This is a genomic window from Paenibacillus sp. FSL P4-0081 (assembly GCF_000758565.1).
Taxonomy (GTDB): domain Bacteria; phylum Bacillota; class Bacilli; order Paenibacillales; family Paenibacillaceae; genus Paenibacillus_AQ; species Paenibacillus_AQ phytohabitans.
In genome coordinates this window covers 3,967,250-3,982,055 of the sequence record NZ_CP009280.1, presented here as the reverse complement: position 1 = coordinate 3,982,055, position 14,806 = coordinate 3,967,250, and the positions used below count along the sequence as shown (strand labels likewise).

Annotated in this window: 11 protein-coding genes; 4 read left to right on the top strand and 7 right to left on the bottom strand. The window is 52.4% G+C overall.

Annotation, left to right across the window (positions count from 1 at the left end):
- Positions 1-20: 20 nt before the first annotated feature.
- Positions 21-854 (top strand): helix-turn-helix domain-containing protein, encoded by an 834-nt coding sequence (locus P40081_RS17020; RefSeq protein WP_305954236.1) that lies wholly within the window; start codon positions 21-23, stop codon positions 852-854.
- A 428-nt stretch (positions 855-1,282) separates the two neighbouring features.
- Here the strand turns inward: P40081_RS17020 and uxaC are convergent, their stop codons facing one another.
- A complete protein-coding gene (uxaC, locus tag P40081_RS17015; RefSeq protein ID WP_042137067.1) occupies positions 1,283-2,692 on the bottom strand; it encodes a glucuronate isomerase in 1,410 nt (469 codons plus the stop codon).
- Positions 2,693-2,902: 210 nt separating this feature from the next.
- On the opposite strand from uxaC, the gene P40081_RS17010 reads away from it, so the two are divergent.
- Both P40081_RS17010 and P40081_RS17005 read left to right on the top strand, forming a co-directional pair.
- On the top strand, positions 2,903-3,580 hold the full coding sequence (locus tag P40081_RS17010) for a GntR family transcriptional regulator (RefSeq protein WP_039292670.1): 678 nt from the start codon (positions 2,903-2,905) through the stop codon (positions 3,578-3,580).
- A gap of 138 nt (positions 3,581-3,718) precedes the next feature.
- Positions 3,719-4,573 (top strand): SDR family oxidoreductase, encoded by an 855-nt coding sequence (locus P40081_RS17005; RefSeq protein ID WP_042137066.1) that lies wholly within the window; start codon positions 3,719-3,721, stop codon positions 4,571-4,573.
- A gap of 37 nt (positions 4,574-4,610) precedes the next feature.
- Here P40081_RS17005 and P40081_RS17000 read toward each other — a convergent pair whose 3' ends face one another.
- Positions 4,611-5,708, bottom strand: coding sequence for a YeiH family protein (locus P40081_RS17000; protein ID WP_042137064.1), 1,098 nt, complete (start codon positions 5,706-5,708; stop codon positions 4,611-4,613).
- Between the two features lie 197 nt (positions 5,709-5,905).
- Between P40081_RS17000 and P40081_RS16995 the strand changes: the two genes are divergently transcribed.
- Positions 5,906-6,781, top strand: coding sequence for a LysR family transcriptional regulator (locus tag P40081_RS16995; RefSeq protein WP_042137063.1), 876 nt, complete (start codon positions 5,906-5,908; stop codon positions 6,779-6,781).
- 117 nt (positions 6,782-6,898) lie between these two features.
- Here the strand turns inward: P40081_RS16995 and P40081_RS16990 are convergent, their stop codons facing one another.
- From P40081_RS16990 to P40081_RS16970, 5 genes are all read right to left on the bottom strand, one after another.
- Entirely contained in the window at positions 6,899-8,683 is a 1,785-nt protein-coding gene (locus P40081_RS16990) for a glycoside hydrolase family 36 protein (RefSeq protein WP_052421864.1), read from the bottom strand.
- Positions 8,684-8,725: 42 nt separating this feature from the next.
- Positions 8,726-10,444, bottom strand: a complete 1,719-nt coding sequence (locus tag P40081_RS16985; RefSeq protein WP_042137061.1) for a cache domain-containing sensor histidine kinase — start codon at positions 10,442-10,444, stop codon at positions 8,726-8,728.
- Position 10,445: 1 nt separating this feature from the next.
- On the bottom strand, positions 10,446-12,011 hold the full coding sequence (locus P40081_RS16980; RefSeq protein WP_042137060.1) for a response regulator: 1,566 nt from the start codon (positions 12,009-12,011) through the stop codon (positions 10,446-10,448).
- Positions 12,012-12,149: 138 nt separating this feature from the next.
- Positions 12,150-13,793: an extracellular solute-binding protein gene (locus P40081_RS16975; protein ID WP_042137058.1), complete on the bottom strand. Its 1,644-nt coding sequence runs from the start codon at positions 13,791-13,793 to the stop codon at positions 12,150-12,152.
- 72 nt (positions 13,794-13,865) lie between these two features.
- A complete protein-coding gene (locus tag P40081_RS16970; protein ID WP_042137056.1) occupies positions 13,866-14,765 on the bottom strand; it encodes a carbohydrate ABC transporter permease in 900 nt (299 codons plus the stop codon).
- Between the last annotated feature and the right edge of the window lie 41 nt (positions 14,766-14,806).

Here is a 14,806-nt window from a genome sequence, read left to right as displayed (position 1 = left end):
GTTGTAAAGGAGCTAAACCTATGAATATGTATGCCAGCGGAAATCTGACCGGACGCCTGCTGCAGAATCTGACCGTTACCGTTACGCATGCCCAGTTGACCAGCAGATACCCCGGATGGAATAGGACGAACGAGACCCCTTCCTTCAACCGGCTGTACTATATTGATTCCGGCGAAGGCAAGGTGATTATCAACGGCGTGGCGTATTATCCCAGACCCGGGCAATTAATGATCATGCCGGCCGGCTCTACCCAGACCACGGACACCTCGCCCAATGATCCCTACACACGCTACTATTGTCACTTTGATGCGCAGATCGGGGAATGGCCGCTGTTTCATTCTGCCAATAAGCTCTATATCAGCGATGTGCCGGATCCGGATGCGGTAAGGGCGATTTTCACGGAAATGATTGATTTGTTTCAGGATACCGGCTTTCTGGCGACTCTGCGCACTCAGGCTTCACTGCTCACGCTATTGGCACTGTGTCTGGAATCGGGAGGCTACAGCAATTTCCTGGATGACCTGACACATACCAGCGATCAGGGGAAGCTGGCGAATGTGCTGACTTACATTGACCAGCGCCTGATGCGGCCGCTTGATGTGGAGGAGCTGGCGGAGCTCGTCCATCTGCATCCGAACTACTTCATTCCCTACTTCAAGAAATTCATCGGCGTCCCTCCGATGCAGTACGTTCAGCTGAAACGGATGGAGCTCGCCAAAAGGCAGCTCTCGTACACCGACTTCAGCATATCCAATATCGCCGAGCAGGTCGGCATGGAGCTTGCCCATTTCTCCAAGGTGTTCAAGAAGACTACTGGCGTTTCTCCTTCTGCTTACCGGAGCAGTACGAAGTAGGGGGGATTTGTTAGTTGGAGTATGATTTACGCTATCCTTGCATTCAAAATCCAACTTGATTTCATAATAGTTGTAGATTGTGCAGTTAAAAACTGCGATAAAGGCTGCCCATATCTTATAACTGTATTCTGTACAACTAAATTTGCCCGGAACGGTGATAACCAGCTACAACCGATAATTTAATTGTACGAAATACAACTAAACGGATGATCGGTTGTAAATCAGGCGATTTAGTTGTACAAAGTGCAATTAAAAATTGCGGGACCTATGAGGACATAACTTAATCTGGTCACTGCAACCACGCAGCAAGCGAATTATCAAATTGGTTATCACGAGTTTAAGTCACCATAACATGTGCGCTCAATAAAAAAGGAACAATCCCAAGCCATATGATGGCTGATAGGACTGTTCCTTTTTGTAGCTACATACTATTTTATCCCGAAATATGCATCGGCATTGTTGTAACAAATGTTCTCGATCGTCCGGCCCACAAAAGCATAATCGCGCGGCAGATCGCCCTCTTCAATCCATGTGCCGAACAGGTTGCATAGAATCCGGCGGAAGTATTCATGACGCGTGAAGGAGAGGAAGCTTCTGGAGTCGGTCAGCATGCCGACGAATGGACTGATCAGGCCGATGCTGGAGAGCGCCTTCAATTGCTGCAGCATGCCTTCCTTCTGATCATGGAACCACCAGCCTGAGCCCATCTGCACTTTGCCTTTGATCCCCGAGCCCTGGAAATTACCGATCGATGTTGCAATCATCTCGTATTGTGACGGATTCAGCGTATACACAATGGTCTTCGGAAGCTGTCCGCTGGCATCCAGATCATTCAGCAAGGCATTCAGGCTGCGGGCCATATTGAAGTCCAGAATGGAATCGAACCCGCTGTCCTTGCCGAGCGCATCGAACATCCGTGAGTTGTTATTACGGAGCGCCCCGATGTGCAGCTGCATGCTCCAGCCCCGCTCGTGATACAGCCGGCCTAATTTGAGCAGTGTGTAGCTCTGGAACTTCTGTTCCTCCTGGGCGCTGATCTCCTCGCCTTTGAAGGCACGGGCAAATATGTAGGCTGCTTCATGTTCGGTTGAATGTGCGTGCGGAAGCTCACCGAAGGCCTGATCGGACAGACGGCAGCCATGCTTGTGGAAATAATCGATCCGCGAAGTCACAGCCTTCATGAATTCGGAATAACAGTGAACTTCCATTCCGCTGGCTTCACTGAGCGTGGCAACGTAGCCGGCAAAACCTTCATCGCGGATATTCAGCACCCGGTCCGGTCTGAAGGTTGGAGCAACAACGGTCTCCAGTGCACTGTCGTTCTTAATAAGAATGTGATGCTCCAGGGAATCAGCCGGATCATCCGTTGTGCAGACGACGTCAACATTCTGCTTCTTAAGGATGCCCTGTGTAGTCATGCCGTCTCCTTGCAGCTGTTCATTACAGCGGTCCCAGACGCTCTCCGCATTATCGGCCGAGAGCAGCTCATCGATGCCGAAATAGCGCTTCAGCTCCAGATGTGTCCAATGGTACAGCGGATTGCCCAGCATCTCGGGTACTGAACGCGCCCAGACCATAAATTTGTCTTTGTCCGGAGCGTTCCCGGTAATCAGCTGTTCATCGATGCCGAGCCAGCGCAGCGCACGCCACTTGTAATGGTCCCCCGATAACGCCAGATCGGCGATATTGCGGAACTTGCGGTTGCTGCTGATCTCCTGAGGATTCAGATGACTGTGGAAATCGTAGATCGGCATTTTTTGGGCATAGTCATGGTACAGGGTTTGTGCACTTTTGTTCAGGAGCAGCCAATCTTCATGAATAAAAGGTGAGGTACTCAATGTGTTCTCCAGCCTTTCGTCATACCGTATTTTAGAAGATAAGAATGTATAAGCTACTCGCAATATAACGTTCTTATCTTTTCCGCAGAAGCGGAAATTTGTCCTGGTAAGGACGGTATTAGCCGTTTCTGCCTGTTTGCACTACCATACTACCATACTTGTATGGTAGTATGGTAGTGCTTCTGAACAACTTAACAGGAGGGCTACGCGATGGAATACATTATCGGTACACAAGCGGTTTCCACACGGGACATCGTGTATCGTTCTTTGAAGAATCAGATTTTGCTGTTGGAGCTCCCTCCCGGCACCAGCATCTCGGAGAAAGAAATTTCACTTAAATTCAATGTTAGCCGCACTCCCGTCAGAGAGAGCTTCGTCCGGCTGGCCCAAGAGGGCCTGCTCGATGTCTATCCCCAGCGCGGAACGGTTGTCTCTCTTATTGATTCCGGCCTCGTCGAAGAAGCCCGCTTCATGCGCGAGCATCTGGAGCGGGCGGTTATGCGCGAGGCCTGCAGCTCTTTTCAGGCCAAACATCTTATAGATCTTAAGGCGAATCTGGATAAACAGAGACTCTGCATTGAAGATCAGGACTATAAGGAAATGTTCATGCTGGATGAAGAATTTCATCATCTGATCTTTACAGGCTGCAGCAAGAAGAATACCTGGGAAGTAGTCCAGCAGATCAAGGTCCATCTGAACCGCAGCCGGATGCTTAAGCTTACGGCAGATCATAATTGGGAGCATCTGTATCAGCAGCATTATTGCCTCTATGAAGCGATTCAGACACATGATGTTTCGCAGGGTGATCATATGATGCAGGAGCATATGGCATTAACCATTGCCGATCAGGAGATGCTGATGGAGAAATACCCGCAGTACTACAAGTAGAAACGGCTTTGCCGTCCATTTAAAAAGGAATCCGGGGAACTGAATAGAAGCCCCGCCCGGCGGGTAATGATGCCCGATAGTAAACAGACTTAGTCCTTACTTAGGATCATACTTACATTAGAGAAGGGTTGGATACCTATGTCTGAGTTGGCATTACAGCCTCAACTGGCAGGCAAAATCACCGTGATTACCGGAGGAGCCGGCGCACTTTGCAGCGTGATGGCCCTGGAATTAGCCCGTCAAGGCGCCAGGGTCGCTATTCTGAACCGCACTGCGGACAAAGGCGCCGCTCTGGCTGCGCAGATAACTGCAACCGGAGGACAAGCACTTTCCCTGGCCTGTGATGTTATGGATTCCAGCAATGTGCAGCAGGCAGCCGATGAACTTCTGAAGCACTGGGGGCCTTGTGATTTATTAATTAACGGGGCCGGCGGTAATCAGCCTTCGGCAATTACGACCCATGAGACCTTCGCGGACGGAGACCTGGAGAATCCGGATATCGTCTCCTTCTTCGATCTGTCTGTAAGCGGGTTCCGCAATGTCCTTGATTTAAATATGACCGGAACGTTAATTCCGACCCAGATCTTCGCCAAGCAGATGCTCGGGCGAACCGGAACAACGGTAATCAACATTTCTTCCATGAGTGCCGCTTCGCCAATGACCAAAGTTCCGGCATACAGTGCTGCCAAGGCGGGGATTAACAACTTCACGCAATGGCTGGCCGTCCATCTGGCAGACGCGGGAATACGGGTTAACGCTATAGCCCCGGGCTTCTTCGTAACCGCTCAGAATGAACAGCTGCTTGTGGACAGTAATGGAGAGCTGACAGAACGTTCCCGCAAAATCATCTCCCAAACCCCGATGCGCCGTTTCGGTACGCCCAAGGATCTGCTCGGCACCCTGCTCTGGCTGGCAGATGAGCAAATGTCGGGGTTCGTCACCGGAATCACCGTGCCTGTGGACGGCGGATTCATGGCTTACTCAGGGGTTTGAGCGTGATCTATGATGTGATGTGTTCCGTTCCACTGGACTAAGATAATCCCAACCAATGTACCAGCCCAAATCCGAGCAGCGACATGAATACCGAACCTATGAATCCGGCGAGTACCGGCTTACGCCCCATGCTGCTAAAGGTCTTGAGATCAATGCCGAGTCCAAGTCCCGCCATCGCCATGGCCAGCAGCAGATAGGCAAGTGTGATCATATCTGACGCAAGCGGCTGAGGGATAACTCCAAGCGTATTGATGCCGCTCATCAACAGGAAGCCTGCAATAAACCAGGGAACCGGGAGCTTCTTGCGCTCCCGGTTTCCTTCCGTTTCGGCGGCACACCCTTCTTCTGCTCCATCGGACAGTTTCATGCGGCGGTGTAGCTTCCGCTCCCTGCGGCCTTCTATCAGGCCCAGAATCAGAGCGACCGGAACCAGCATTGCTACCCGCGTCAGCTTCACCAGTACTGCCAGATCGGAGCCTTGCTGCCCGGCAGGTACGGCTGCAGCGATGACATGTGCCACCTCATGCAGGGTTGCTCCTGCGAAGATTCCGTATCCCGAAGCGCTTAAGCCCATATATGGATATAGAATCGTATATACAAGTGTAAAAACAGTTCCCAGAATCGCCACTGTTGCCGCTCCTACTGCCGTCTCGTTGTCTGTCGCTTTGATCTGCGGGGCAATGGCAGCTACTGCTGCTGCGCCGCAGATGGCTGTTCCGCACGCGGTCAGCAGCCCCAGTCTTCTGTCCATCTTCAGCCAACGCGCCAAACCATACACAGTGAACAGCGTGAACACCAGGTTAATAGCTGCAATCCCGGCCACCTTTGGACCCGCCTGTACGATATCCCCCAGATTCAGTCTCATCCCCAGCAGAATGATTCCTGCTCTGAGCAGTCTTTTGCCCGAGAACCGTACGCCTGCCATGGCCTGCTCCGGAACACCGGCTACTGCTCTGAGGCCAATCCCCAGCAGAATGGCCAGCACCAGCTGGCCCATAATGCCGATGACCGGCAGCAAGGCTAAATATTTCGCCGCAACCGCCAGAGTGAGTGTAACAACAATCCCGCCGGCAAAGTAGACATATCTATGATTACTCCGCTGCAATCTGTAACTTCCGCTTCCGCTTCCATTCATCCGTCCCGCGCCCCATTCACTACTTCGTTATAACACCGCTTTTATAGCTTTACTATATAAGCATGCTTACGGAATGTGAAATACAGGTTTGCTATTTCAATCATTATTAATACTTATGCTTAGGCGAATTCACTATGTTAAAATAGTAAAAAACCGTAATTACAGCTACATCCATCTTCAATAAATGAGGGATTATTATGATTACTGATGCGCTCCGCGTTTTTGTTACCGTAGTAGAGCAGCAGCATTTCTCTAAGGCGGGCGAGCTGCTCAACCTCTCCCAGCCCGGAGTCAGCCTGCATATCCGCAATCTGGAGAACGAATTCGCAGTGAAGCTGCTGCACCGTTCCCCCAAGCAAGTGCGTCTTACTGAAGCCGGAGCCATTCTATATAAGCATGCGAAACAGATGCTCATGCATTATGAAGAGGCCGGCCGGGAAATCCGGCTGCTGCAGGACGAAGTGACCGGCACCCTGCAGATCGGAGCCAGCTTCACAATTGGGGAATATGTGCTCCCGGCCCGCCTGGCCGACTTCGCCCGGCAATATCCGCTGGTCAGTCTCCAGGTCACCATAGGCAATACGGAAGAGATTATTGCTGCGGTCCGGTCTAACCGGCTGGATATCGGCTTCATCGAAGGTGAAACGTCGGGCTCTGATCTGTCCATTATCCCGTATATGAAGGACGAGATGATTCTGGTCGCGCCCTCCGCTCACCCGCTAAGCAGTGAACTCGCTGTAGAGGATCAGATGCTGCATAATGAAGTCTGGGTGCTGCGGGAACCGGGTTCCGGCACCCGGGCTTTCAGCGACCGTTTTTTGCAGGAATCAGGTATTCAGGCCAAACGCTCCTATGTATTCAACAGCAGCCAGGGTGTCAAGGAAGCGGTCAGCGCCGGACTTGGACTGTCCCTGCTGTCCAGATGGATTGTACGCAAAGAGCTGGCCAGCGGCGAATTAAGTGAACTAAGAATCAGGCATACGCTGACTGAAAGGGATTTCCGGATCATCCGGCAGAAGCATGCTCCAGATACACTGGCTATGCGGGTCTTTATCGGGAAGCTGCTGGATTGATTTACTCTGCTCCCATTAATCAACTGGCAGTAGCCAGACCAGAACAGCTTCAAGACGCCTGGCCCCCCACTGGAATATGTGTGGGGGACCGGGCGTCTTGTAAGATCAATTATTCAGCTATTCTGGCAGGCGAATCATGATTACCCCTGCCGGCGGAACCTCGAGTGCATGCACACCTTTCTTCCACACCAGCCTGTGGTCCGCAATAACAGTTCCCCGGCAGTCGCGGATATTTACGAGCAGCAGACCCGGATCGCGCTCCAGCTCCAGTACCAGGCGCGGGTTCAGCGTCCCGTTGATTACCAGAACCAGCCCGGGCAACTCCCCTGCTAAAGGGATTACTGTATCATGATAAGCGGCAAACACCCACTTCTGCGCGGTCCGGGCGATGACAAGCGGATACAGCAGCTCGGGACTCACCGGCTCCAATGTTCCGTCCAGCAATACATCCCGGTGCCCGCGCCAGAAGCTTAGCCAGAAGCCCAGCATAGCCTTATGCGGCTCCGGCAGAGTATCCAGCCGGACGGATATCTGCGGCACAGCGAACAGAATGTTAATGAACTGCAATGCCGCTGCCTCGACCGGTTCCTCCGGATTCCACATCAGCATATCGGCATGTGCCGCGGTATCCCCGCAGATCAGCCGGATATCGATTGTATGCATCCGGTTCTGAAGTGCATCGTTTGGACAATCTGCTGCCCGGAACATATTGCCGTATTTGCGCATCAGCGGTCCGGTATAATTCTGGCGGAATTCGATCATAATATCCGGCTTCAGCTGCCGCAAGCGGGAGAGGATTCCGCTTAACAACAGATCGACGGCTTCCGGAACCGAGCCTGTATCCCTGCCGTTCTTTCTGTCATCATGTTGGCCGGCTGCATGCCCTTCCACATAGAAGCTATCCACGAAGTCGAGCTTGAAGCCGTCCAGATCCCAATCCAGCAATGCCTGCTCATATAAGGAAATTAAGTATTCCCGGACTTCCGGATAACGGGGATCGGCCACGCCTGCTCCGAAGCTCTCACTATAGTAGAGTAACTTATCCTTGAAGCGCAGCCAGGCTTCACTATGCTTGCCGATGAACGGCACGGCATACCACAGCAGGTATTTCATGCCAAGGTCATGGACACGGGCTATATGAGCCTGCATATCCGCGATTTTGTCCGGGCTGGCCTTCCAGTCTCCGCAATACGCATACCCCCGGGCTTCATCTGACGTCTGCCAGCCGTCATCCACAATTACCGCGCCGCAGCCCAGTTCAGCTGCGAGTCTGCACTCCAGCTCTACGGTCTCCGGCTTCAGCTGCTGATGGAAGCTATACCAGGTGGAATACACCGGCTCCCTTGCGGTATCAGGAACCGGGGACGGCTCACTCCCTTTCAAGCCTGCCCACCATTTCCCCGCTGCGCCCAGTGCTTCATAGTACGGAACGCTGCGGGAATCCAGCCGCAGGATGAGCTCATAATGTGTTATGGGAAAGACATCGCCTGCGAACAACGTTACAGCACATTGAAAGCTGGACGTTTCTTCATTCAGCCCCGCACGCAGCTCCAGCGGATTCAAGACGTCTGAGCAGGCAAAGGTCAGAGCATTGTTCCCCCTGCTGCCATACAGGCTGACAACCGGTGCAGAGAAAGTGGATCTGGACAGGAACCCCTCCCGCCAGTCGGGAACCAGTCCCCTGTTTCGTTCCGCTGCCGGATGCCACATTCCTTGAATATCAATGGCCTGGCAGCTCCAGCGAAGCGTCAGCTTGGGGGGAGCTGCCGGAGCGGGAGCACTGAGTGTCAGGATGGCATAGGCAACGCCATCTACTCCGCGCTGCACATGAAGCTGAGATTGAAAGTCCGGACTGCTTCCTTCAAGAAGGATCTCGTAATCTCCTGTGTGAATGGTCTTCAATAAGGTCAAAACTCCTTTGTAGCCGATTGACTGCTTATACGGTTATAACCGGCAGGGAATAGAAATCTGCACACAGGTGCCGATTCCGGAACGGCTGGCGATCAGCACTCCGTATTCACTGCCTCCATGCAGCTTAATCCGGGAATCTACATTACGGATGCCGTAGCCGATCCGGGTCCCCTCAGGGGCCAGAATCTGCCGGATGGTATCCGCATTCATGCCTACCCCATTGTCTATAATCTTGAATATGATACTGTCCTCCCTCTTCTCCGCCACCAGCCGGATTCCGATGGTGCTGCCGAACCAGGCATGCTCCAGCACATTCTCAATCATCGGCTGGAGAATCAGCTTCACCGTCGCATACTCCAGCACCCCGGGGTCAATATCGTAATATACCGACATCCGCTCCCCGTATTTGATGCCCTGAATGGCAATATAAGCTTTGGCATGCTCAATTTCATTGCCCACGGTTGTGATAATTCCTCCCCGGTTCAAAGACAAACGGTAGAACTTGGCCAGCTCCTGAACAAGGGTGTGCAGCTTCTGAATATCTCCGAACTGGGCCAGACGATTGATCGAGGAGAGTGTATTGTAGAGGAAATGCGGATTGATCTGCGCCTGCAGCGATTCCAGCTCCGCTTCTTTTTTCTGAAGATTGGCGACATAATTCTTGTGAATCAGCTCTTCGATATTGCTGCCCATCCGGTTGAAGGCTACGGCAATCTGTGCCAGTTCGTCATTGCCCTTATACTTAATTCTCTTGTGAAAGTCTCCATCGTGAAAAGCGTTCAGCGATCCGACGATCTTCTGAATCCGCCGGGAGAAATAGCTGGATACTCCGATGCCGAGACAGGCCAGAACCAGTGCGCTGGCCAGACAGACCAGCAGTGTCATTCTCCGCACTTCGCTTGCACTTTCATCGAACAGGCTGTTCGGAATATAGGCTTGCAGCTCCCAGCCGATGCCTTCCAGCGGCTCTCTCAGTTGCAGCAGGTTGCCGGCGGATTGCAGGCTGGCGACTTCCGCACCCTCCGGTGAAGACTCCAGCACCACCCTGCCGCTCCCGTCAGTCACCATAAGAGTGGCATATTCGCCGATCTTGCGGTAATCCACCGAATCCAGCAGATCCCGCATCTGCACCGTTACCCGGATTAGACCGATGCTCCGCTGCTTCTGGATATCATCCATCCTCTGGATCAGTGAGATATTGCTGTTCTCTTCATCGCGCAGAATCTGACGCCATTGACCAGCACCCGGTTTAGCTTCCGGCGCCACGAGGTCATGATACCAGTCTTCTCCCCGGATTCTCTGCAGATGAAAGATCTCATACCGCTTGGTCGAGAGCAGAGGATTGGGTCCAATCTCGCTGTAGTATAGTTCAGGAATAGAATCATTCTCCAGGTACAGGGATAACCCGACATTGCTTGCCGTGTAATTAAGCAGATTCTCAAGCGTAGGCATGAGAGTCTTAGTCATCGTCTCATAGCTGTACCAGCCTTGCTCATAACGCCGCAGTGCACTTTGCAGATTGAAGTTGTAATAGAGAGTGCTGGAGATACGTTCAATATTATCCGTACGGTAGGTGATGTTATCCCGCATTTGCTGCAGTGTGCCTTGGATGTTCTCGCGCGTCTTCTGTTTGAGCGAGTTCACGGAATGACTGTAAGCAAACAAGCCCACTGTACCCACAGCTAGCAGCAGGCAGACCACATAAGGGAGAATCAGCTTGTATCCGTAAGGCATACTCCATCTGCGCCGCATATTACAGATGTCTCCTATAATCACCCGGGCTGACTCCGTAATAATCCTTGAATTGCTTGCTGAAATGGGACAGATTCTTATAGCCGACCCGCTGGGCAGCTTCATAAACCTTAAGCTTCGGGTCACCAAGCAGCAGCTTCACCCGTTCCAGCCGTCTTAAAGAGACATAATCGGAGAAATAAATTCCCTTCTCTTCGTAGAAAATCTGCCCCAGATGATTAGGCGAGAAGGAGAAATGATTGGCAGCATCCCGCAGCATCACGTTATGCTCCAGACGTTCCTCTATATAAGCTTCAATCTCCTGCACGAGCTTGCGTTTCTTGCCCTGCCGTTTGCGCTGCAAATGCTCCGACAGCTCGAACATACGGCGGCGCAGCCAGGATTTCATATCCTGGGTAGTCTCGAAATGATAGAGAATGCTCAGATGCTTCCGGTCCAGTCCGAGCACCTCGTAGAAGTCCTCATTAATCGTATGCAAATAGGCATCGAGCTTCGACACCACATGCAGAAACAGCTGATAGATCTCCAGCTTGGTCTCCATATGACCTACCCACACGAACAGCTCCTCATTACAATCGTCGATAGCAACCAGCCGGTAAGAGGACATGGCCTGAAACAAGGCCTGGAGAATATCATCAAGATCCTTGGCTTCAGCCGTAACCGGCCCTCTGGCATCCGTGTGCAGGATCAGCTTGCCTTTGCCCAGGAACAGCTTCAATCCAAGGGCTTCCTTGGCCCGCTGGAAGGAGTAATGCAGCTCCTTCAGACTGTTCACCAGCGGTCCTGCTCCTATGGTCACTGTCAGCGGAGTTCCGCTGACCGCATGATGAATGAATTCCCTTAACCGTCCATGGTCAACACGTTCTTCAAGGATTAGAGCAAAATGGAACTGATCCAGTCTGCAGACCTGAATCCGTTCCATCGCACAGAACTGTTCAACAGACAGGCTCAGCTGCCGCTCTATTGCCGCTTGGGCCTCCTCACTATAGCCGTTCAGCTTCCAGGCCAGGTCATCCGGTTCCAGCAGAGCGGTGTACAGGCGGGATCTTTGCCAAGCAATCCCCATGCGCTGAAGCAGCGGCAATACCCGGTCCTCATCCGGTGTTCCATCGAGAAGCTGCATGAACAGCTCACGCTTCAGCAGGGGTTCCGACTCCGAGAAATAATGCTCCAGATGGCTATGCGCCCGTTCCTTGTCCAGGGCCTCCTTCACATCAATCAACGTCCGCCGCATATCCTCATCGTCCACAGGCTTCAGAACATAACCGCAGGCACTCATGGAAATGGCCTGCTTGGCATACTGGAAATCCTCATAGCCGCTGACAAAAACTATCTTCAGCTTCGGATTCAGCTCAAGTGCTCTGCGGGCAAGCTCCATCCCGGTCATAATCGGCATCTTGATATCCGTGACGACAATATCCACCTGCTGTGCTTCCAGCACTTCAAGCGCCTCGAAGCCGCTGCTTGCGGCTGCACACACTTCCATGTCCATGTCTTCCCAGTTCATGAAGTATTGCAGACCCTTCAGATCCAGCAGCTCATCGTCAACCAGCAGCACCTTATACATTCCATCCCCTCCTTCGGACCCGCTTGCTGCCAAGGCGCAAGAGCGGAGGTTATCCCCATAAGGCGGAAGGCAGCCCCTTCCCAAATAATGGGGTATACTTGGCTTCAGTATACCCCACGCCCCAGGCAGACTCTATTGTTATTTCATCTTGCTGAGGTTGTTCTGCCATCTTTCCGTCTGGTATGCCAGCAGCTTGCCGTAACCCGCTTTTGAGGCGTCTTCATTCGCTTTGTTAATAAGGCTCAGCACCTCTTCATCACTCTTGGCATACAGCGTCTTGGCAAATGCCTCCTGATAGATATCGTTAACGGCAGTAGCAATGGTTCCTTCTTCCGAATCCGGAAGCGGATCAAGGTTCACGAATTCCGTGAAGTTCCGGGAAGTCTTCCAGGTCACTTTCTGCTGGGCCAGCGTTGTCCAGTTCTGCTTGTCAGCCGGCAGCTGCGCATCCATCTTGGCTTTGGTCTGATCGATGAATGTCGTGTTGCCTACCCAGTTGAAGCGGCCGATTCTTTCCTTGTCTTTCCCTGCCTGCTCTGTGCTAAGTCCCCCGGCATTCAGAATCGGTACTCCATCTGCGTCAGTCTCATCCCAGTAGAGCCCCTTACGTCCGAAGTTGATAATACGCTGGCCCTCCTCCCCGGTCAACCAGTCCAGGTATGAGAAGATCGCTTCAGGGTCCTTGGCATTCTTCGTAATCACGAGCACATTCCAGCCGAGGGAATTGTAATTATTCGGAGTGATTTTGGTGGCATCCAGGCCGGCTTTGTGGATCGGCCAGATGATCTCGTAGCCCGCTTCCGGATCGGTTGCCTTCAGGGCACCGTCCGCTCCCCGGCCCGGATTGACCACATCGCCATCCACGTATACTGCAACGCGGCCCGTTTTCAGCTTTTCGTTAATCTGGTCTCCGGTCTGTGTGAATACGTCCTGTGAAATCAGCTTGTCGCGGAACAGCTTGCTGGCATACTGCATGTTCTCAATGAAAATCGGATCTTCAAAGATCGGCTTCAGTTCATTGCCTACAGGATTAGCTCTCGTCAGATAAGGTTTGTTCTCCGCCCATCCGCCATACATGGTATCAATGCCCCGGCCTTTGGCTCCAACCTCGAGGGGAACAACATCACTGTATTTCTCCTTCACCAGCTTCAGATAGGCATACAGATCATCAAAGGTTTCCAGCTTCGGCGAGCCCAGCTCTTTATAAATTTTCTTGTTGATGATCCATCCGCCGTTGCCGTTGGGGCTTGAGGTATACCAGTTCGGGAACTGGTACAGCTTGCCGTCGTCTGAGCGGAGCATACCGAGTGTGGCTTCCCCGGCGTTATTCTTAAGATTCGGATATTTGTCGAGATAATCATCCAGTGCCACCAGCATTCCGCCTTGCCGCAGACGCTCGACACTTGCACCGCGGTCCGTCATAATGACATCCGGCAGACTGCCTGAAGCAATCATGGTGCTGAACTTCGTCTCGGCAGCGCCGCTTGACTGAACGGGAGTCATGTTGACCTTCAGGGTATCGGCAATCCAGCGTGTGGTTGAGTCGGCGCCCCACTGCTCAGTAGTATCCCAGTCATAATTGCTGTAATAGCTGAAGGTTACCGGCTTCACTGTACTTACTTCGTCTGTGGAAGGCTCCTCCGAAGTTGCGGGTACCGCCGTTTCCGCTGCAGCAGTGGCTGCCGCCGTTTCTTTACCGGGTTCTGCCGTACTCTGAACTGCTGCGTTATTCCCTCCGCCGCACCCGGCCATCAGCAGCACCGTGCATAATACAACCGTCATTTGTGTCCATCGTTTGGTCGTCCGTTTCAAATTAAGTAACCCCTCTCTACATGTGAGTTCAAGAAATCTGCGCTACTCTTTCAAGGAACCGATGAGTACCCCTTTGACAAAATATTTTTGCAGAAACGGATACACCATAATGATTGGCAGCGTTGCCACCATAGTGGTAGCCATAATCAGCGACTTGGTGGTGACAGACTGCACCAGAGCCAGACGGTCCTGGGCTGCTGCATTGCCGACGGACTGAAGCTGATCAGTCACAATATTGGAGCTCAGGATCTGCTTCAGCAGCGTCTGGATCGGAATCAGGCTGGGGTCGTTAATATAAATGCTGGCTGAGAACCAGTCATTCCAGTGATAGACGGCGGTAAAAAGGGACAGGGTGGCCACAACGGGACCCGATATAGGCAGGACGATGCGGATCAGCACACCGATATGGTTGCAGCCGTCAATCCGTGCCGACTCCGCCAGTCCCGCCGGCAGGCCAAGAAAGAAGGTCCGAAAAATAATCATATTATATACACTGATTAACCCGGGAATAACGAGAACCCAAAAGGTGTCCATCATGCCAAACTCCCGCAGCAGCAGAAAGGTAGGAATTAAGCCGCCGCTGAAATACATTGTAATAATGCAGAAGACCATATAGAACCTGCGCCCGATCAGCTCATGACGCGATAGCCCGTAAGCCAGGATGGCTGTGAACAGCACGGACAGGATCGTCCCGGTTAGCGTTCTCAGAATGGATATCATGAACGCCTGCCCGATCCGGCTGTCCTGGAAGACGACCTCATAGTTATCAAACGTTGGAACCCGGGGCCAGAACGTGATGCCGCCCAGCGATGTATCCGAGCCCATATTGAAAGATATAACCAGGGAATTCCAGAAGGGATACAGGGTGACGAAGCCCAGCAGGATCAGAATGATATAAATGAACAGCTGCAGCACTTTATCCCCCGTTGACAGCTTCATCATAACCTGTAACCCCTTTCCCCGCAGAGTCTGATTTCATGAAC

Bases quoted from the DNA above. Each gene is read 5' to 3' on its own strand.
- P40081_RS17020 (WP_305954236.1), top strand. From the start codon at position 21: ATGAATATGTATGCCAGCGGAAATCTGACCGGACGCCTGCTGCAGAAT.
- P40081_RS17010 (WP_039292670.1), top strand. From the start codon at position 2,903: ATGGAATACATTATCGGTACACAAGCGGTTTCCACACGGGACATCGTG.
- P40081_RS17005 (WP_042137066.1), top strand. From the start codon at position 3,719: ATGTCTGAGTTGGCATTACAGCCTCAACTGGCAGGCAAAATCACCGTG.
- P40081_RS17000 (WP_042137064.1), bottom strand. From the start codon at position 5,708: ATGAATGGAAGCGGAAGCGGAAGTTACAGATTGCAGCGGAGTAATCAT.
- P40081_RS16995 (WP_042137063.1), top strand. From the start codon at position 5,906: ATGATTACTGATGCGCTCCGCGTTTTTGTTACCGTAGTAGAGCAGCAG.
- P40081_RS16985 (WP_042137061.1), bottom strand. From the start codon at position 10,444: ATGCGGCGCAGATGGAGTATGCCTTACGGATACAAGCTGATTCTCCCT.
- P40081_RS16980 (WP_042137060.1), bottom strand. From the start codon at position 12,011: ATGTATAAGGTGCTGCTGGTTGACGATGAGCTGCTGGATCTGAAGGGT.
- P40081_RS16975 (WP_042137058.1), bottom strand. From the start codon at position 13,793: ATGACGGTTGTATTATGCACGGTGCTGCTGATGGCCGGGTGCGGCGGA.
- P40081_RS16970 (WP_042137056.1), bottom strand. From the start codon at position 14,765: ATGATGAAGCTGTCAACGGGGGATAAAGTGCTGCAGCTGTTCATTTAT.